At 72.4% G+C, this 18,616-nt stretch carries 12 protein-coding genes and 1 pseudogene; 1 reads left to right on the forward strand and 12 read right to left on the reverse strand.

What is annotated here, in order from left to right; translation table 11 throughout:
- Positions 1-16: 16 nt before the first annotated feature.
- The 9 genes from J7I94_RS13395 to bldG all read right to left on the reverse strand — a co-directional run bounded on the left by J7I94_RS13395 (position 17) and on the right by bldG (position 14,870).
- Positions 17-1,222 carry a DNA polymerase III subunit delta' gene (locus J7I94_RS13395; RefSeq protein WP_215167292.1) on the reverse strand — a complete coding sequence of 402 codons (1,206 nt, stop codon included), beginning with the start codon at positions 1,220-1,222 and terminating at the stop codon, positions 17-19.
- A 256-nt stretch (positions 1,223-1,478) separates the two neighbouring features.
- Positions 1,479-4,835, reverse strand: coding sequence for a dTMP kinase (gene tmk / locus J7I94_RS13400; protein ID WP_215167293.1), 3,357 nt, complete (start codon positions 4,833-4,835; stop codon positions 1,479-1,481).
- Positions 4,836-4,958: 123 nt separating this feature from the next.
- Positions 4,959-7,817: a type I DNA topoisomerase gene (gene topA / locus J7I94_RS13405; protein ID WP_215167294.1), complete on the reverse strand. Its 2,859-nt coding sequence runs from the start codon at positions 7,815-7,817 to the stop codon at positions 4,959-4,961.
- A gap of 486 nt (positions 7,818-8,303) precedes the next feature.
- Positions 8,304-8,501, reverse strand: a complete 198-nt coding sequence (locus J7I94_RS13410; protein ID WP_215167295.1) for a hypothetical protein — start codon at positions 8,499-8,501, stop codon at positions 8,304-8,306.
- Between the two features lie 381 nt (positions 8,502-8,882).
- A complete protein-coding gene (locus J7I94_RS13415; protein ID WP_215167296.1) occupies positions 8,883-10,406 on the reverse strand; it encodes a class I SAM-dependent methyltransferase in 1,524 nt (507 codons plus the stop codon).
- A 49-nt stretch (positions 10,407-10,455) separates the two neighbouring features.
- Positions 10,456-11,046, reverse strand: a complete 591-nt coding sequence (locus tag J7I94_RS13420; protein ID WP_215167297.1) for a small secreted protein — start codon at positions 11,044-11,046, stop codon at positions 10,456-10,458.
- A 216-nt stretch (positions 11,047-11,262) separates the two neighbouring features.
- Complete coding sequence (locus J7I94_RS13425) at positions 11,263-13,647, reverse strand: sodium-translocating pyrophosphatase (protein ID WP_215167298.1); 2,385 nt, start codon at positions 13,645-13,647, stop codon at positions 11,263-11,265.
- 332 nt (positions 13,648-13,979) lie between these two features.
- Positions 13,980-14,414, reverse strand: coding sequence for an ATP-binding protein (locus J7I94_RS13430; RefSeq protein WP_215167299.1), 435 nt, complete (start codon positions 14,412-14,414; stop codon positions 13,980-13,982).
- Positions 14,415-14,528: 114 nt separating this feature from the next.
- A complete protein-coding gene (gene bldG, locus J7I94_RS13435; protein ID WP_003991900.1) occupies positions 14,529-14,870 on the reverse strand; it encodes an anti-sigma factor antagonist BldG in 342 nt (113 codons plus the stop codon).
- An 83-nt stretch (positions 14,871-14,953) separates the two neighbouring features.
- Here bldG and J7I94_RS13440 point away from each other — a divergent pair, with 83 nt between their 5' ends.
- Entirely contained in the window at positions 14,954-17,548 is a 2,595-nt protein-coding gene (locus J7I94_RS13440; protein WP_251075099.1) for a DEAD/DEAH box helicase, read from the forward strand.
- Here the strand turns inward: J7I94_RS13440 and J7I94_RS13445 are convergent.
- The 3 genes and pseudogenes from J7I94_RS13445 to J7I94_RS13455 all read right to left on the reverse strand — a co-directional run.
- Positions 17,496-17,804 (reverse strand): annotated as a pseudogene (locus J7I94_RS13445) (Rv3654c family TadE-like protein); the annotation flags it as partial. The gene J7I94_RS13440 and the pseudogene J7I94_RS13445 overlap by 53 nt on opposite strands.
- Before the next feature lie 158 nt (positions 17,805-17,962).
- Complete coding sequence (locus J7I94_RS13450; protein WP_215167300.1) at positions 17,963-18,340, reverse strand: TadE family type IV pilus minor pilin; 378 nt, start codon at positions 18,338-18,340, stop codon at positions 17,963-17,965.
- Positions 18,327-18,557 (reverse strand): DUF4244 domain-containing protein, encoded by a 231-nt coding sequence (locus J7I94_RS13455; RefSeq protein ID WP_215167301.1) that lies wholly within the window; start codon positions 18,555-18,557, stop codon positions 18,327-18,329. Before J7I94_RS13455 ends, J7I94_RS13450 begins: the two co-directional genes overlap by 14 nt.
- Between the last annotated feature and the right edge of the window lie 59 nt (positions 18,558-18,616).

Consider the following 18,616-nt stretch of genomic DNA (forward strand, 5'->3'; position numbering starts at 1 on the left):
CTCCGGCGCCGTCCGCTCAGCCCGCTCTCAGTGCCATCGTCATCGCCTCCACGGCCAGCAGCGGCGCCACGTTGCGGTCCAGGGCCTCGCGGCAGGCGGCGATCGCCTCGATACGGCGGAGCGTGGCCTCCGGGGTGCCGGCGCGGGCCAGCCGCTCCAGGGCGTCCTCCGCGTCCGTGTTGGCGAGGGCGATCCGGGAGCCGAGCTGGAGGGCGAGGACGTCGCGGTAGAAGGCGGTGAGGTCGGTCAGGGCCAGGTCGAGGCTGTCGCGCTGGGTGCGGGTCCTGCGCCGTTTCTGCTTGTCCTCCAGGTCCTTCATCACGCCCGCCGTGCCGCGTGGCATCCGGCCGCCCTGGGCCGCGCCCAGTGCCGCCTTCAGCTCCTCCGTCTCCTTGCCGTCCACCTCCTCGGCGAGCTGCTTGGCGTCCTCGCTCGCCGCGTCGACCAGTTCCTGGGCGGCCTTGAGCGCGCCGCCGACCTCCTCGACGCGCTGCGGCAGCTTCAGCACGGCGGCGCGGCGCGCGCGGGCGGCGGGGTCGGTGGCCAGCCGCCGGGCCCGGTCGACGTGGCCCTGGGTGGCGCGGGCCGCGGCGGCGGCGACGTCCGGTTCGATGCCCTCGCGGCGTACGAGCATGTCGGCGACGGCGTCGACGGAGGGCGTGCTCAGGTTCAGGTGGCGGCAGCGGGAGCGGATCGTGGGCAGGACGTCCTCGATCGAGGGGGCGCACAGGAGCCAGACCGTGCGGGGGGCCGGTTCCTCGACGGCCTTGAGGACGGCGTTGGCCGACTTCTCGTTCAGCCGCTCGGCGTCCTCGACGAGGATGATCTGCCAGCGGCCGTTCGCCGGCGAGGTGAACGACTTGCGGACGGTGTCCCGCATGTCCTCCACCAGGATCTGCGAGCCCACCGCGGCGACCGTGCTGACGTCCGCGTGCGTGCCGACGAGCGCGGTGTGGCAGCCGTCGCAGAACCCGCAGCCGGGGACGCCGCCGAGCGCGCGGTCGGGGCTCACGCACTGCAGCGCGGCGGCGAAGGCCCGCGCCGTCCGTGTCACGCCCGCGCCGGGCGGCCCGGTGAACAGCCAGGCGTGCGTCATCTTCGACGCCCCGGGCGGCGGGGTGTCGGCCGCGGCGGCCGTGACGAGGGCGTCGGCGTCCCGGGCGGCGGCGGTGAGCTGCTCGCTCACCCGCTCCTGCCCGACCAGGTCGTCCCATACGGTCATGGGTCACGCCGTCCTTCCACGCACTCTCCGTGCCGCTGCCACTGCCCACGCGTTTCCGCGCACCGCCCGCGCGTGGTCTGTTCACCGCCCGTGCACTGTCCGCGCGCCATCTGTGCACTGCCGTGCCGCAGCTGTCCCTGTCGTCCGCGTCGCCTTCCGCGCCGCGTCCCTCCATTGTGGAGGCGACCACTGACAACGGACCGCCGACGGCCGCAACGCTGCCGGCCCTGACGCCGTCGGCCCGGACGCCTGCCGGTCAGTGCCCCCGGCCGCCCCGGCCCCGGCGGCCTTCGTCGTCGCCGTCGTCCGCGCGCGGGCCGAGCAGTTCGTCCGCCAGCGTCGGCAGGTCGTCCAGCGGCGTCTCCTCGGCCCAGTCGGGCCGGGGCCTGCGCCGCGGGGCCTGCGGGACGCCGTCGGGGTCGACCTGCGGCAGCTCCCGCGTACGGTCCTCGCCGTCGCCCGGCCCGCCCTGCCCGCCCGACCTGTCCTGCCCGGCGCTCCGCTCCTCGTCCCGGAAGTAGCCCGGCGGGACCCGGTCGGCCGGCGCGTCCTCGCGTACCTGGGGCAGCACGGCCGTCTCGTCGGCCGCACCGGGCGCCACCGACGGCAGCTCCGCCGTCACCTCAGCCTCGCCCGGCCGCACCGCCGGAAGCACCGCCGTCTCCTCCGCCGCGCTGGGCGAAGCGTCCGGAGCCGGCGGAACCGGCAGTTCAGCCGTCACCTCGGCCTCGGACACCCCGGACGACACCCCGGACGAAGACCCGGAGTGCCCGCCCGCGTCCTCGTCGTCCTTGAAGAGGCTGACGCGCTCCCCCCGCGCCCCGGCGGAAGGCCGGCCGGCGGGCTCGTCCCGCACCGGCCGCAGTACCGCCGTCTCATCCAGCGGACCGCCGGAGGCGTTGGTCGGCGTGACCAGCGGCGTCGGTACGGTCATCGCGTCCGGGGGCGTCGGGCGGCGGGGGGCGTCCGCCGCGGGCGGCGCCGTGGGCCGCGGTCCCGTCGCCGCCGCTGCCGCCGCCTGCTCCGCCGCCCGGCGGGCCTCCTCGGCGCGGAGCAACGCCTCCTCGGCCTTGCGCTGCTTCTCCAGGCGCTTGGCCTCGGCCTCGGCCCGCAGCCGCGCCTCTTCCTCGGCCCGCTTGCGCAGCCGCTCCTGCTCGGCCTTGTACCGGGCCTCCTCCTCGGCGCGTGCCTTCTCCTCCGCGAGCAGCCGCTGCCGTTCCTCCTCGGCCCTGCGGCGTGCTTCCTCGGCCCGCTGCCGGGCCTCCTCCGCCTGCCGTTCGGCCTCGCGCCGCTGCGCCTCCTCCAGCTCGCGCCGCTTGCGCTCTTCCTCCTCCTTGCGCAGCCGCTCCAGCTCCGCCAGGCGCTCACGCTCCAGCCGCTCTTCCTCGGCCTTGCGCGCGGCTTCCTCCTCCGCCTTGCGCCGCGCCTCCTCCTCGGCCTTGCGGCGCGCTTCCTCCCGGGCCTCGATCTCGGCCTCGGACAGCGGCAGCACCCGGTCGAGCCGGTGCCGTACGACGGTGGTGACGGCCTCGGGCTCCTGGCCGGCGTCGACCACCAGGTACCGCCCGGGGTCGGCGGCGGCCAGGGTCAGGAAACCGGCCCGTACGCGCGCGTGGAACTCGGCGGGCTCCGACTCCAGCCGGTCGGGCGCCTCGGTGAACCGTTCGCGGGCGGCCTCCGGCGAGACGTCCAGCAGGACCGTCAGGTGCGGCACCAGCCCGTTGGTCGCCCAGCGGTTGATGCGGGCGATCTCGGTCGGGGACAGGTCGCGGCCGGCCCCCTGGTAGGCCACCGAGGAGTCGATGTACCGGTCGGAGATGACGACCGCGCCGCGCTCCAGCGCGGGCCGGACCACCGTGTCGACGTGTTCGGCGCGGTCGGCGGCGTACAGCAGCGCCTCCGCGCGGTGCGACAGTCCGGCGCTGGAGACGTCCAGCAGGATGGAGCGCAGCCGCTTGCCGACCGGCGTCGCGCCCGGCTCGCGGGTGAGGACGACCTCGTGGCCCTTGCTCCGGATCCACTCGGCGAGCGCCTCGGCCTGGGTGGACTTCCCGGCGCCGTCACCGCCCTCCAGGGCGATGAAGAACCCGGTGGTCGCGGGCGCCTGCACCGGGTCGTCGCCGCCGAGCAGCGCGTCGCGCAGGTCGTGCCGCAGCGGCACCCCGGAGCGGTCGTCGACCTTGGCCAGCACCAGCGCCGCCACCGGCAGCAGCAGCGCGCCGACCAGCATCAGCGTGAACGCGGCGCCGCCGTGCGCGAAGACGAACTTGCCGTTCTCCAGCCGGTGCGGCCCGATGCCCGCGGCCACCAGCGGGGCGATCACGGCGGCGAGCGCCACGACGAACCGCACGCACGCGTGCAGGTGCTCGGTCGTCCGGGCCCGGCGGGCCTCCTCGGTCTCCTGGTCGAGCAGGGCGTGCCCCACATTGGCGGCCACACCCGCGCAGGCACCGGCCAGCGCCAGGAGCAGCAGCACGGTGGTGCCGTCCGGGACCAGGCCGGCGACCAGCAGGAGGATGCCCTCGACGGCGATCGCCAGGGCCAGCAGCCGCCGGCGGGACAGCGAGGGCAGCAGGGCGGGCGCCGTGCGGATGCCGACGACCACGCCGCCGGTCAGCAGGCCCACCGCCAGCCCGTACAGCACCGGGCCGCCGCCCAGGTCCTTGGCTTGCAGGACGGCCACGGCGACCGCGGCGGCCACCGCGCCGGCGACCGCGGCACAGGCCAGCACCAGCAGCGGCAGCACGCCGGTACGGCCCTTGTCGGCGCCCGTGCCGCTCTTCGGGCGGCGCAGCCCCTCCAGCGGCGACCGCGCGCGCGGGGTGCGCGTGGCGGGCAGTTCCAGGAAGGCCACCACCGACACGGACGCGGCGAACAGTCCGGCCGCGACGTACGAGGCGAGGGCCGCCTGGTGCTCGGCGAACCAGTCGATCCCCGCACCGAGGAGGTTGTTGAGCAGCCCGGCGACGACGAGCGCCACCGCCGCGAGGGGCACCGACACGAAGCCGGTACGCAGCGACAGCCTGCGCAGCGTGTCCATGTGGTCGGGCAGCGGGCGCACCGTCGCGCCCTCCAGGGGCGGCGCCGGCAGCAGCGCGGGGGCCGCGCTCTCCCGGCACACCGTCCAGAACCGCTCGGCGACGCCGACGACGAAGACGGTCGCCAGCAGGGCGGCGAGGGCGTCGTCCGGCGTCCAGTCGATCCACAGCGGCGCGACGATCAGCAGCGCCGCGCGCAGGCCGTCGGCCCCGACCATCGTCCAGCGGCGGTCCAGCGGACCGTCCTGCGAGGTGAGTGAGGTGAGCGGTCCGAGCAGTACGGCGCCGAAGAGCACGGTCGCCAGGATGCGCACGGCGAAAACGGTCGCCACTGCGAACGCCACGCCCCGGTAGCCACCGCCGAACGAGCCGACGGAGATGGCCGCCTGAACGGACAGCAGGACCAGGACCAGCAGGGCGAGCGTGTCGCCGACGCCGCCCACCAGATGGGCGCTCCACAAACGCCGCAACTGCGGCCGGCGCAACAGGGCACGGATGGCGCGCTCGCGGGAGTCCGCCACCAGCGCGTCGTCAGGGGCCGGGTGTGAGGCCGTGGGCTGCTCGGCTCGCGTCATGCGTTCAGCCTATCGGGAGCCACGGACAACACCGCCTCCCCGCCCGAACGTACGCGCGCCCCGACACCGAATCGATGCCGGGGCGTTCGTTTCGCGAAGACAGACGTTCCCGAAGACAGAACCTCAGCCTTCGGCGCCCTTAGACGCGGTCGCCTTCTTCGCCGCCGTGGTCGTCTTCTTCGCGGTCGTCTTCTTCGCAGCGGTCTTCTTCGCGGCCGTCGTCTTGGCCGCCGTCTTCTTGGCAGCCGTCGTCTTGGCAGCCGCCTTCGTGGCCGTCTTCTTCGCCGGGGTCTTCTTCGCGGCCGACTTCTTCGCCGTCTTCTTGGCGGGCCCCTTGGCCCGCTTCTCGGCGAGCAGTTCGTAACCGCGCTCCGGGGTGATCTCCTCGACGCTGTCGCCGGAGCGCAGCGTCGCGTTGGTCTCCCCGTCGGTGACGTACGGCCCGAAGCGGCCGTCCTTGACGACCACCGGCTTCTCGCTGACCGGGTCGGTGCCCAGCTCCTTCAGCGGCGGCTTGGCCGCGGCCCGACCGCGCTGCTTGGGCTGGGCGTAGATCGCCAGCGCCTCCTCCAGCGTGATCGTGAAGAGCTGCTCCTCGGAGGTGAGGGACCGCGAGTCCGTGCCCTTCTTCAGGTACGGGCCGTAGCGGCCGTTCTGCGCGGTGATCTCCACGCCCTCGGCGTCGGTGCCGACGACCCGCGGCAGCGACATCAGCTTCAGGGCGTCGTCCAGCGTCACCGTGTCCAGCGCCATCGACTTGAAGAGGGAGGCCGTGCGCGGCTTGACCGCGTTCTTGCCGGTCTTCGGGGTGCCCTCGGGGAGCACCTCGGTGACGTACGGGCCGTAGCGGCCGTCCTTGGCGACGATCGTGTGCCCGGTGGCCGGATCGGTGCCCAGCTCGAAGTCGCCGCTCGGCTTGGCGAGCAGTTCCTCCGCCAGCTCGACGCTCAGCTCGTCGGGCGCCAGGTCCTCGGGGATGTCGGCGCGCTGGTGGTTCTCGGAGTCCTTCTCGCCGCGCTCGATGTACGGGCCGTAGCGGCCGACCCGCAGCACGATGTCGTTGCCGACCGGGAACGAGGAGACCTCACGGGCGTCGATCGCGCCGAGGTCGGTGACCAGTTCCTTCAGACCGCCGAGGTGGTCGCCGTCGCCGTTGCCGGCCTCGGCCGCGCCGCCCGCGCCCGAGCCCTCACCGAAGTAGAACCGCCGCAGCCACGGCACGGCCTGTGCCTCGCCGCGGGCGATGGCGTCGAGGTCGTCCTCCATCTTGGCGGTGAAGTCGTAGTCGACGAGCCGCCCGAAGTGCTTCTCCAGGAGGTTGACCACGGCGAAGGAGAGGAAGGACGGGACGAGTGCCGTGCCCTTCTTGAAGACGTAACCGCGGTCGAGGATCGTGCCGATGATCGACGCGTACGTCGACGGGCGGCCGATCTCGCGCTCCTCCAGCTCCTTGACCAGCGACGCCTCGGTGTACCGGGCCGGGGGCTTGGTGGCGTGGCCGTCGACCGTGAGCTCCTCGGCGGTGAGGGCGTCTCCCTCGCTCACCTGGGGCAGCCGGCGCTCGCGGTCGTCCAGCTCGGCGTTGGGGTCGTCGGCGCCCTCGACGTACGCCTTGAGGAAGCCGTGGAAGGTGATCGTCTTGCCGGACGCGCTGAACTCGACGTCCCGGCCGTCGGCCGCCGTGCCGCCGATCTTGACGGTGACGCTGTTGCCGGTGGCGTCCTTCATCTGGGAGGCGACGGTCCGCTTCCAGATCAGTTCGTACAGCTTGAACTGATCACCCGTCAGGCCCGTCTCGGCAGGCGTGCGGAAGCGGTCGCCGGAGGGGCGGATCGCCTCGTGCGCCTCCTGCGCGTTCTTGACCTTGCCGGCGTACGTCCGCGGCTGCGCGGGCAGGTAGTCGGCGCCGTACAACTGCGTGACCTGGGCGCGGGCGGCGGAGATCGCCGTGTCGCTCAGGGTCGTCGAGTCCGTACGCATGTAGGTGATGTAGCCGTTCTCGTACAGCTTCTGGGCGACCTGCATCGTCGCCTTCGCCCCGAAGCCGAGCTTGCGGCTCGCCTCCTGCTGGAGCGTCGTCGTACGGAACGGGGCGTACGGCGAGCGGCGGTACGGCTTGGACTCGACGGACCGGACGGAGAAGGCGGTGCTCTCCAGGGCGGCGGCGAGCGCGCGGGCGTTCGCCTCGTCGAGGTGGAGGGTGTTCGCGCTCTTGAGCTGTCCCAGGGAGTCGAAGTCACGGCCCTGCGCGACCCGCCTGCCATCGACGGTCTGGAGGCGGGCGACGAGGGAGGAGGGGTCGCTCGCGTCGCCGGCCCGGCCCGTGCCGAACGTGCCGGTCAGGTCCCAGTACTCAGCCGAACGGAAAGCGATCCGCTCGCGTTCCCGCTCGACGACGAGCCGGGTGGCGACGGACTGGACGCGGCCCGCCGACAGGCGCGGCATGACCTTCTTCCAGAGCACCGGCGAGACCTCGTAGCCGTAGAGGCGGTCGAGGATGCGGCGGGTCTCCTGGGCGTCGACCAGCTTCTGGTTGAGCTGGCGCGGGTTGGCGACGGCGTCCCGGATCGCGTCCTTGGTGATCTCGTGGAACACCATGCGCTTGACCGGGATCTTCGGCTTGAGGACTTCCTGGAGGTGCCAGGCGATGGCCTCGCCCTCGCGGTCCTCATCGGTGGCGAGGAAGAGCTCGTCGGAGTCCTTCAGCAGGTCCTTGAGCTTCTTGACCTGCGCCTTCTTGTCGGCGTTGACGACGTAGACGGGCTGGAAGTCGTGGTCGACGTCCACGCCGAGGCGGCGGACCTCACCGGTGTACTTCTCCGGCACCTCGGCGGCGCCGTTGGGAAGGTCGCGGATGTGCCCGACGCTCGCTTCGACGACGTAGCCGGGGCCGAGGTAGCCCTTGATCGTCTTCGCCTTGGCAGGCGACTCGACGATGACGAGTCGGCGGCCGCCGTTTGCGGTCTCGCTGGTCGGGGACAACTTCGCTCTTCTCTCCGGTCGACGCTGGGGACTGCCCCAGGCGTGGGTCCGGGGTAGGGTCCTGCTTCCTTGTTCGCTCGTGACGCTGCGGAGTGTGACGGTACCTCCCGCCCCCGTGTCAAACGGGAAAAGCCCGCAACGGCCACTCGAACGGTAACCCGACCGACCCGCTTCCTGCCGCCCGGAGTGCCCACGGGCTTTCCCGGGTGTATCCGGAGCGCGATCTTTCGGTTACGCCCCGGGCGGCGTCCGGAACCTCCGGAATCCGCCACGCGGAACTCCCGTCGAACGCCCGCCAGGCACCCCGCCGGACGCCCGCCCGGCGCTCGTCAGCCGCTTGCCCGGCGCCCGTCAGCGGCTTGCCGAACGCTGGTGAGGCGCTCGTCAGAGGCGGGCCGGGGTGGGGCGGTGACGGGCCGGCGGCGCGTCGAAGGCACGGGTCGGAGACGCGCGTCAGACGTACGTCAGGCGGGCGTCAGATGCGCGTCAGGCGTGCGTCAGACACCAGGCGCCGACCGCCAGCGCGACCACGCCGGCGATGCTCGCGACGGTCGCCGATGCGACGGGGCTCACACCCTGGGCGACGGGGCGCCGGTAGCGGACCTGCGTCGCGGTCCACGCCAGCAGACCGCCTCCGAACAGGACGAACACCACGCCCACGAAGATCGCCGGTCCACGTTCCATGGCTCCCGTGCCCCTTGCTTTCCGTCCGCGAGTACCACGCCTCACGGAGGGTGACACGCGCGGGCGGCGGCCAGGCGAAGCCGAGGTGAACAAGGGGCCGACGGGGCGCCTCACGGCCCCTTCCGGGATGCCCCCAGCCCCTTTCCCGAGATGCCTCACAGCCCCTTTCCCGGGATGCCTCACGGCCCCTTTCCCGGGATGCCTCACGGCCCCGTCGTCTGGGCGGCGACATGGCCGATTGCCGACGGTGCGCACGGCTCGTCACGGCGGGTGGCACGCCGTGCGCGGACAGACGTCCGCTACTCACCCGACCGACATCCCGGGCGCCCGCAGACGCCCCGGACCGCCACAGACATCCCGGCCCGGACGACGGCAGCGCCCTCACCCCACCGGTTCGAGGAACCCCTGCTCCACCAGCAGCCGGATCTGCGCGGGCGTACGGTCCCGGAGCAGTACCGGGTCCTCCCCCAGCAGCTGCGCGATCGCGTCCAGGATGCGGCCCGCGCTCATCGTGCCGTCGCAGACGCCGGCGAATCCGGCGGCGACCGTGTCGACGCGGGTGGCCCGGCGCATGCCGCGGTTCTGCCGCAGGACGACGTGCTCCGGATCCTCGGCGCCGGGCAGCCCGACCTGTTCCTGGACGACCTCGCCGGCCAGCGTGAAGCAGGCCTCCAGCAAGGCCGCGTCGTCATGGGTCCGCAGGTAGTCGATCCGGTCGAAGTGGGCCCGGACCGTCTCGCCGAGCGGCTGCTCGACCGGGTGCGGCCATTCCTCGACGGTGACCGAGGGTTCGGCGGCGTCGCTGCGGCGCAGCGTGATCCAGCCGAAGCCGACGGCCCGGACCCCCCGCGCCTCGAACTCGTCCAGCCACGCGTCGTACCGCGCCTGGTACGCGGCCACGTCGTCACGGTGGTCGCCCGCGTCCCGCAGCCAGAGCTCGGCGTACTGCGTGATGTCCTGCACCTCGCGCTGCACGATCCAGGCGTCGCAGCCGCGCGGCACCCAGGAGCGGAGCCGGTCCGTCCATTCCTCCCCCTCCACGTGCTGCCAGTTGGCGAGGAACTGCGCGAACCCGCCGGCGGTCAGCCGTTCCCCCGCCTCCTGAACGAGCGTGCGGCACAGATCGTCCCCGCCCATCCCGCCGTCCCGGTACGTCAGCCGGGCGCCCGGCGAGATCACGAAGGGCGGGTTGGAGACGATCAGGTCGTACCGCTCGTCGTCCCGGACCGGCGCGAAGAGCGAACCCTCGCGCAGGTCGGCGCCGTGGACCCCGGACAGGGCGAGGGTGAGGCCGGTGATGTGCAGGGCGCGCGGGTTGACGTCGGTCGCCGTCACGCGCGTGGCGTGCCGGGAGGCGTGCAGCGCCTGGATGCCGGAACCGGTGCCGAGGTCGAGGGCGGCGGCGACGGGCGTACGGACGGTGAGCCCGGCCAGCGTCGTGGAGGCGCCGCCGACGCCCAGCACGACACCTTCCGCGCGGCTTCCGACACCGCCCGCGCCACCGACCGCGCACCCCAGGTCGGACACGATGAACCAGTCGTCGCCATCGGACCCGCCGTAGGGCCGTACGTCGACGGTGGCGGCCACCTCGTCGTCACCGGCCCGCACCAGCCAGCCGCTCTCCAGGCAGTCGTCGACGGGCAGGATCGCCGTCACGCGCGCGTACGGCACCGGCTGCTGGAGCAGGAACAGCCGCACGAGCAGCTCCAGCGGCGTGTCGCCGCGCGTGGCGCGCAGCGCGGGGACGGTCTCGCTCCGGGAGAGCGCCGCGTAGGCGGGGGCGCCGAGCAGCTCCAGCAGTCCGTCGGCGGTGTACGAGGCCCCGAGCAGCGCGTCCCGGAGCCGGGCGGTGACGTCGGGGCGGTCGGTTGCGGGCAGCGGGGAGAGGGCGTCGGCGTTACTCACGTCCCCATTGTGACCCTGATCGCGTCCGCCGCCCGTCCGCCGATGTACCTCAGCTCGTCGTCGCGGACGCCGACGCCGAGGCCGACTTGCAGCTGGCCTGCTGGGCCATCGCCTGGCCGACGTCGCCCTCCTCCAGCGCCTTGAGGGCGTCGTTGCCGCTCTCGCTGAGCTTGTTCAGTTCGGTGGCGATGTCCTTGAGCCCGTCGGCGAACTTCGCCTGGTCCTCGGTGTCCAGCTCCTCGACCTGCTTCTTCAGGGAGGCGTACGACGTCGACAGCTGGTTCAGCTCGGCGACCGCGGCCTTCTGCTTCTTCTCGCCGTCCTCGACGTCCGGCGCCCCGGCCTTCCGCACGGCCGTGCCCATCGCCTTGTAGGCGTCCGACATGTCCTGGAACGCCTGGGCGTCGGTCTTCTGCACGTCGGCCGGCTGACTGCTGTCCGAGGTCTGCTTCTGGATCGCGGCGTTGGCGGCCTCGATCTTCTTCGCCTGCGGCTGTACGCCCTCGCAGACCTGCTGGGCCCAGGAGTTCAGCTTGTCGCTGCTGTCGTCGCCGCCGCATCCCGTCAGCGCCAGTACCAGTACCGCACCGCCGGACAGTGCGGCCGCGAGCTTCTTGTTCACCGGATTGGTCCCTTCCATGGCTCTCGGCCCCGGAACATACACGCCATCCGGGCGACAACCGCGTGACCAACATCCGATACGACCGCTATTGCAGCCATTTGAACCAAGCGAGAGAAGGCTCACGGGAGCTGCGCGGACGTGCTGGTGAGGGGGCGCGCACGCGCACGCCGCAAGCGGACGGCACGTCAACACGCGCCGTCCGCCCGCATCATGGCCTACAGCGGCTCGACCGCCCTACGAAACCACCGCCCGGTCCGCCACCTCGGGCTCCCGTCCGCTGTCGTCCCCGTCCCCCATGGCGATGCCGCGCCGCTTGGAGACGACCACCGCGCCGGCGATGACCAGGAAGGCGACCGCCGCGATCAGCACCCGGACCCCGACGTTCTCGTCCGGACCGTAGGAGAACTTGATCACGGCCGGCGCGATGAGCAGCGCCACCAGGTTCATGACCTTCAGCAGCGGGTTGATGGCCGGTCCGGCGGTGTCCTTGAAGGGGTCGCCGACCGTGTCGCCGATGACGGTGGCGGCGTGCGCCTCGCTGCCCTTGCCGCCGTGGTGGCCGTCCTCGACCAGTTTCTTGGCGTTGTCCCAGGCCCCGCCGGAGTTGGCGAGGAACACCGCCATCAGCGTGCCGGCGCCGATCGCGCCCGCCAGGAACGCGCCGAGGGCGCCGACGCCGAGCGTGAACCCGATGAAGATCGGCGCCAGCACGGCGAGCAGCCCGGGCGTGGCGAGTTCGCGCAGGGCGTCCCGCGTGCAGATGTCGACGACCTTGCCGTACTCCGGGGTCTCGGTGCGGTCCATGATCCCGGGCCGTTCCCGGAACTGCCGCCGCACCTCGAACACCACCGCCCCCGCCGACCGCGACACCGCGTTGATCGCCAGCCCGGAGAAGAGGAAGACGACCGCCGCGCCCGCGATCAGCCCGACGAGGTTGTTGGGCTGGGAGATGTCCATCATCAGGCTCATCGGCGCGCCCTCACCGCTGAGCCGCTCACCGACGTCCCGCGCGCCGGTGGTGATGGCGTCGCGGTACGACCCGAAGAGCGCCGCCGCCGCCAGGACGGCCGTGGCGATGGCGATGCCCTTGGTGATGGCCTTGGTGGTGTTGCCGACCGCGTCCAGGTCGGTGAGCACCTGCGCGCCCTCGCCCTCGACGTCGCCGGACATCTCGGCGATGCCCTGCGCGTTGTCGGAGACGGGTCCGAAGGTGTCCATGGCGACGATCACGCCGACCGTGGTGAGCAGACCGGTGCCGGCCAGCGCCACCGCGAACAGCGCCAGCATGATCGACGTACCGCCGAGCAGGAAGGCCCCGTACACGCCGAGGCCGATCAACAGGGCGGTGTACACGGCGGATTCCAGGCCGATGGAGATGCCGGCCAGGACGACGGTGGCCGGGCCGGTCAGCGAGGTCTTGCCGATGTCCCTGACGGGGCGTCGGGTGGTCTCGGTGAAGTAGCCGGTGAGCTGCTGGATCAGCGCGGCCAGCACGATGCCGATCGCCACGGCGACGAGCGCGAGGACGCGCGGGTCGCCGCTCCTGCCCGCGATGGCCGCGTCGGTGACGCCGTCCAGTTCCGAGTACTTCCCCGGGAGGTAGACGAAGACGGCCACCGCGACCAGAACGAGCGAGATCACCGCGGAGACGAAGAAGCCCCGGTTGATCGCGCTCATCCCGCTGCGGTCGGCCCGCCTCGGCGCCACCGCGAAGATGCCGATCATGGCGGTGACCACCCCGATCGCCGGGACCAGGAGCGGGAACGCCAGCCCGGCGTCCCCGAAGGCCACCTTGCCGAGGATCAGCGCGGCGACCAGCGTCACGGCGTAGGACTCGAAGAGGTCGGCGGCCATGCCCGCGCAGTCGCCGACGTTGTCGCCCACGTTGTCGGCGATGGTCGCGGCGTTGCGCGGATCGTCCTCCGGGATGCCCTGCTCGACCTTGCCGACCAGGTCGGCGCCGACGTCGGCGGCCTTGGTGAAGATGCCGCCGCCCACCCTCATGAACATCGCGATCAGTGCCGCGCCGAGTCCGAAGCCCTCCAGGACCTTCGGCGCGTCGGCCGCGTACACCAGTACGACGCAGGAGGCGCCCAGCAGGCCGAGCCCCACCGTGAACATGCCGACGACCCCGCCCGTACGAAATGCGATCTTCATCGCTTTGTGCGAGACGAGGGTGAGATCCTTTTTCGGTTCCCCCGGCCCCGGTGTCGCCTCCCGGGCCGCCGCGGCGACGCGCACATTGCTGCGCACGGCGAGCCACATACCGATATATCCGGTGGCCGCCGAGAACGCCGCGCCGATCAGAAAGAAGATCGAACGTCCGGCCCGCTGATTCCAGTCGTCTGCGGGCAGCAGCATGAGCAGGAAGAACACCACGACGGCGAATGCACCGAGGGTGCGCAACTGCCGGGCCAGATAGGCGTTGGCGCCTTCCTGGACGGCGGCCGCGATCTTCTTCATGCTGTCGGTTCCCTCGCCGGCCGCGAGCACCTGGCGCACCAGGACGCCCGCGACCACCAGCGCCGCCAGGGCCACGACGGCGATGACGGCGACGAGCAGGCGGTTGCCGTCGGTCAGTTCCGCGGCCAACTGCTGTGAGGTGGAAAGCTCCGCCATTCGTCCTCCTTGACGCTTGGGCTGAGCTCAAGATGTGGACGGATTCTAGATACCGGAACCGGTTCTCAATAGAGCATGACAAAAGTATTCGACCCGTCAAGCGGAAAGAGTAATGCGTAATGCCTTTGACGCATTGACCGGACCGGACGGAGATCAATGGACGCGGTCCAGCTTTACAGAATCGGACTGCCCGTAAAGGAATTCACTCGGCTCCCGCACGGAACCACTGTAGGCGGGGGCACCGACTTCCGCACACGGCAAAGGGCCCTACGTGGTAGGGCCCTTTCGGTTCGGTGAGTGTTCGGCGCGCCTTCGGTGAGCGCGGGCGGCTGTCAGGCCAGGGGCGACAGCAGGGGAGGCGGGGTGGTGGGCCAGGTCATGCGGATCAGTCCGCCGTCCGGGCCGGCCTTGACCTCCACGTCGTCGACGAGCCCGCTGATGACCGCGAGGCCCATCTCGTCCTCCTCGGCCTCCGGGTCGTCACCGGCGACGCCGGGCACACCACCGCCGGGCGTGTGCGGCGCCTCGTCGCCGACCTCGATGGAGAACTGTTTCTCCTCCTCGATCAGCGACACCTTCACGGGCTCCGTGATCCCACCGTTCTGGTGCAGTCCCACGGCCCGGCTGCAGGCCTCGCCGACGGCGAGCCTGACCTCGTCGAGGACGGCCTCGTCCACTCCGGCCCTGCGCGCCACCGCGGCCGCCACCAGCCGGGCGGTCCGGACGTGCTCGGGCAGCGCGCTGAAGCGGAGTTCAACGGTGGCCATGCATCCCCCTCGGAACTACGGGCGTGCTGTCGAGGGACCGGGCCGCCGAAAGCCCGGCCCCCTGCTGTGACCGCGCGCCGTCCCGGACCCGGGGGCCCGGGACGGCGGCCGTCATCAGTCGGTGGCCGCTACCGCTTCCTCGACCGAGGTGTGGATCGGGAACACCTTGGTGAGGCCGGTGATGCGGAAAATCTTCAGAATGCGCTCCTGGTTGCAGACCAGGCGCAGCGAGCCCTCGTGGGCACGCACCCGCTTCAGGCCGCCGACCAGTACGCCGAGCCCGGTGGAGTCGAGGAAGTCCACGCCCTCCATGTCGACGACAAGGTGGAAACTGCCGTCATTCACCAGCTCGACCAACTGCTCGCGCAGCTTGGGCGCGGTATACACGTCGATTTCGCCACCGACCCTGACGATCGTGCGATCGCCCATGGTCTCGGTCGACAGGGACAGGTCCACGGATCCTCCAGCACCTTGCTATCGAGCGGTCGCCCCTCGGGGTTACCTCGGCTTGGAGCCCCCGGGACGGTTCGCCAGCCGCGATGGCATTCAATCACTTACCGGCAGGCGTGCACGACGCCTTGGTCCCATTGTCCGTCACGCCAGTGACAGACTCGGTGCCGATGGCCAAGAATCACCGTTCCGATGGACTCCCGACGGACCCCGTTCCCCGGCCGGATCCGGGCGCGGTCCTGGACCGGCTCGCCGCGGGGCGGAGCCGGGCTTCGCGCATCACTCATACGGAGCACTTGCCCCCGCGCGCGGGACGCCATGCCCTCTGGCCCGACCGGATTCGCCCCGAAGTGCTCGCCGCGGTGCGGGCCGCGGGTATCGAACACCCCTGGGCCCACCAGGCACGTGTGGTCGAGCACGCCCTCGACGGCGACTCGGTGGTCGTCGCCACGGGCACCGCCTCCGGCAAGTCCCTGGCCTATCTGGTGCCGGTCCTGTCGGCCCTCCTGGACGGCTCCGAGGCACCGAACGGCCGGGGCGCCACCGCCCTCTACCTGGCCCCGACGAAGGCCCTCGCCGCGGACCAGTGCCGGTCGGTGAAGGAACTTTCACAACCTCTCGGGACCGCGGTGCGCGCCGCCGTCCACGACGGCGACACCCCGTTCGAGGAACGCGAATGGATTCGTCAGTACGCCACCTTCGTCCTCACCAATCCGGACATGCTGCACCGCGGCATCCTGCCCGCCCACCCCCGCTGGTCCTCCTTCCTCAAGGCGCTGAAGTACGTCGTCATCGACGAATGCCACACCTACCGCGGCGTGTTCGGCTCGCACGTCGCCCAGGTCCTGCGCCGGCTGCGCAGGCTCTGCGCCCGCTACGGCTCCTCCCCCGTCTTCCTGCTGGCCTCCGCCACCGCCGCCGAGCCCGCGACGGCCGCCCGCCGGCTCACCGGCCTGCCGGTGGTGGAGGTCGCGGACGACGCCTCACCCCGCGGTGAACTGGTGTTCGCCCTCTGGGAACCGCCGTTGACCGAACTGGAGGGTGAGAAGGGCGCACCCGTCCGCCGCACCGCCACCGCCGAGGCCGCCGACCTCCTCACCGACCTCACCGTGCAGGGCATGCGCTCCATCGCCTTCGTCCGCTCCCGGCGCGGCGCCGAGCTGATCTCCGTCATCGCCCAGGAACGCCTCGCCGAGGTGGACCGGTCGCTGGCCCGGCGGGTCGCGGCGTACCGCGGTGGCTATCTGCCCGAGGAACGCCGTGCCCTCGAACGCGCCCTGCACTCCGGTGAACTCCTCGGGCTCGCGGCGACCAACGCCCTGGAACTCGGCGTCGACATCTCGGGCCTGGACGCCGTGGTGATCGCCGGCTATCCGGGCACCCGTGCCTCGCTGTGGCAGCAGGCGGGGCGGGCGGGACGGTCCGGGCAGGGGGCGCTGGCCGTCCTGGTCGCCCGCGACGACCCGCTGGACACGTTCCTCGTCCACCACCCCGAGGCCCTCTTCGACCAGCCCGTCGAGTCCACCGTCCTCGACCCCGACAACCCGTACGTGCTCGCCCCGCACCTGTGCGCGGCGGCGGCCGAGCTGCCGCTGACGGAGGAGGACCTGGAACTGTTCGGTCCCGCGTGCGAGGAGCTGCTGCCGCAGTTGGAGGCCGCGAAGCTGCTCCGGCGCCGTACCCGGGCCTGGCACTGGACGCGCCGCGAACGGGCCGCCGACCTCACCGACATCCGCGGCGAGGGCGGACGCCCGGTCCAGGTCGTCGAGGAGGGCACGGGCCGGCTCCTCGGCACGGTCGACGCCGGCGCCGCCCACACCACGGTCCACGAGGGCGCGGTCCACCTGCACCAGGGGCGCACGTATCTGGTCCGGTCGCTCGACCTGGACGACTCGGTCGCCCTGGTCGAACAGGCCAGTCCGCCGTACTCCACGGTGGCCCGCGACACCACCGCCATCTCCGTCCTGGAGACCGACATCGAGGTCCCCTGGGGCGACGGCCGCCTGTGCTACGGCTCCGTCGAGGTCACCAACCAAGTGGTCTCCTTCCTGCGCCGCCGACTGATCACCGGCGAAGTCCTCGGCGAGACGAAACTCGACCTCCCTCCCCGTACGCTGCGCACCCGAGCCGTGTGGTGGACGGTCACCGAGGACCAGCTCGACGCCGCCCGGATCAACCCGGAGATCCTCGGCGGCGCCCTGCACGCCGCCGAACACGCGTCGATCGGCATGCTCCCGCTCTTCGCGACCTGCGACCGCTGGGACATCGGCGGCGTGTCCATCCCCTTGCACCCGGACACCCTCCTCCCCACGGTCTTCGTCTACGACGGTCATCCCGGCGGCGCGGGCTTCGCGGAGCGCGCCTTCCACACGGCCCGCGCGTGGCTCACCGCGACCCGCGAGGCCATCGCCTCCTGCGAGTGCGACGCCGGCTGCCCGTCCTGCATCCAGTCCCCCAAGTGCGGCAACGGCAACGACCCGCTGCACAAGAGGGGCGCGGTACGACTGCTCACGGTGCTGCTGCGGGGGGCACCGGGGCAGGCGGGGGCTCCGATGCGGGGGCAGGGGGCTCCGGGGGAGGCGGGGGCTCCGGTACGGGAGCCCGGGGCGCCGGAGGCAGAGGCGCCGTCGGGGGGAGAGGCGCCGTCGGAGGAAGTGGCGCCGCCGGACCCGCACGGGCCCTGACCTCCGCCGCGAACGGCCCCCGTCCCGACGCCGCCGTCACGTCCGACACCTGTCCGGTGAGCACGCACCGCACGATCCGCGTGCCCTGTGCCCGGGCCACCCGGTCCGCCCTGGAGCACGCGCCGGCACCGCCCCGCGCCCAGTGGTCCGCGGCCGCGAGTGCCGCGAGGTCGGCACCGCCGGCCGCCCGGTGCCGGGCCACCACCGCCTGCCCCAGGGCCAGGACGACGCCGAAGACCACGCACAGCACCGTGATGACACCGACACTCCAGACGGTGGCGGAGCCGCGGTCCGAACTCCGGTCGGAACACTGGTCGGAACACCGGCGGGAGTACCGGCCGCGGTCCGGGGACCGCTGGAACCGCCCAGGCGCCCCTCGCCGGTCCCCGCCGCCGCCCCTCACGGTCCCGCCCCTCACGGCGCCGCCTCCACCGTCCGCTCCACCGAGGCCACGGCCTCCTCCCGTACCTCGAACGGCAGCCCGCTCAGCACCGGTGGCCGCGCCACCACGACCACCCGGACCTGTTCCGCCTCCCGGCCGACCGTGACCTCCGCGCCGTCCGGCGCCGCCGCCCGGGTGACCTCCACGACCGCCTCGGCGGGATCCTGCCGGGCCGCGGCGCGGGCGCCGGTCCGGGCCGCGTCCACACACTGGATCTGCGCGGCCACCACCAGCAGCCCCCACACCAGCGCCATGGCGAACATGACCAGCACCGGGAGCGCCACGGCCGTCTCGGCGGTCACGAAACCCCCGTCTGCCCTGCGGCCCGCGCCCCGCTCACATCCGCGCATCGAGCGCCTGCTTCACGATGCGTTCCAGCTCACCGCTGACCGTTCCGCTGGTCACCACCTTGTAGAGGACCACCGCGAACGCCACCGCCGCCACGATGCCCATCGCGTACTCCGACGTGACCATTCCCGCGTCCCGCCGCGCGGCTCCGCCCGTCCAGCGCACCGCACGCACCCTGCGCACCAGGGCACGCAGCCGCGCCCGAACCATTCGACCCATCTCGACCCCCGTGGGATTCAGTACTTCTTCTGACGTTTCTCGCTGTTCTGACTCATCCG

Origin of the sequence: Streptomyces sp. ISL-12, assembly GCF_018614415.1 — a bacterium.
GTDB lineage: Bacteria > Actinomycetota > Actinomycetes > Streptomycetales > Streptomycetaceae > Streptomyces.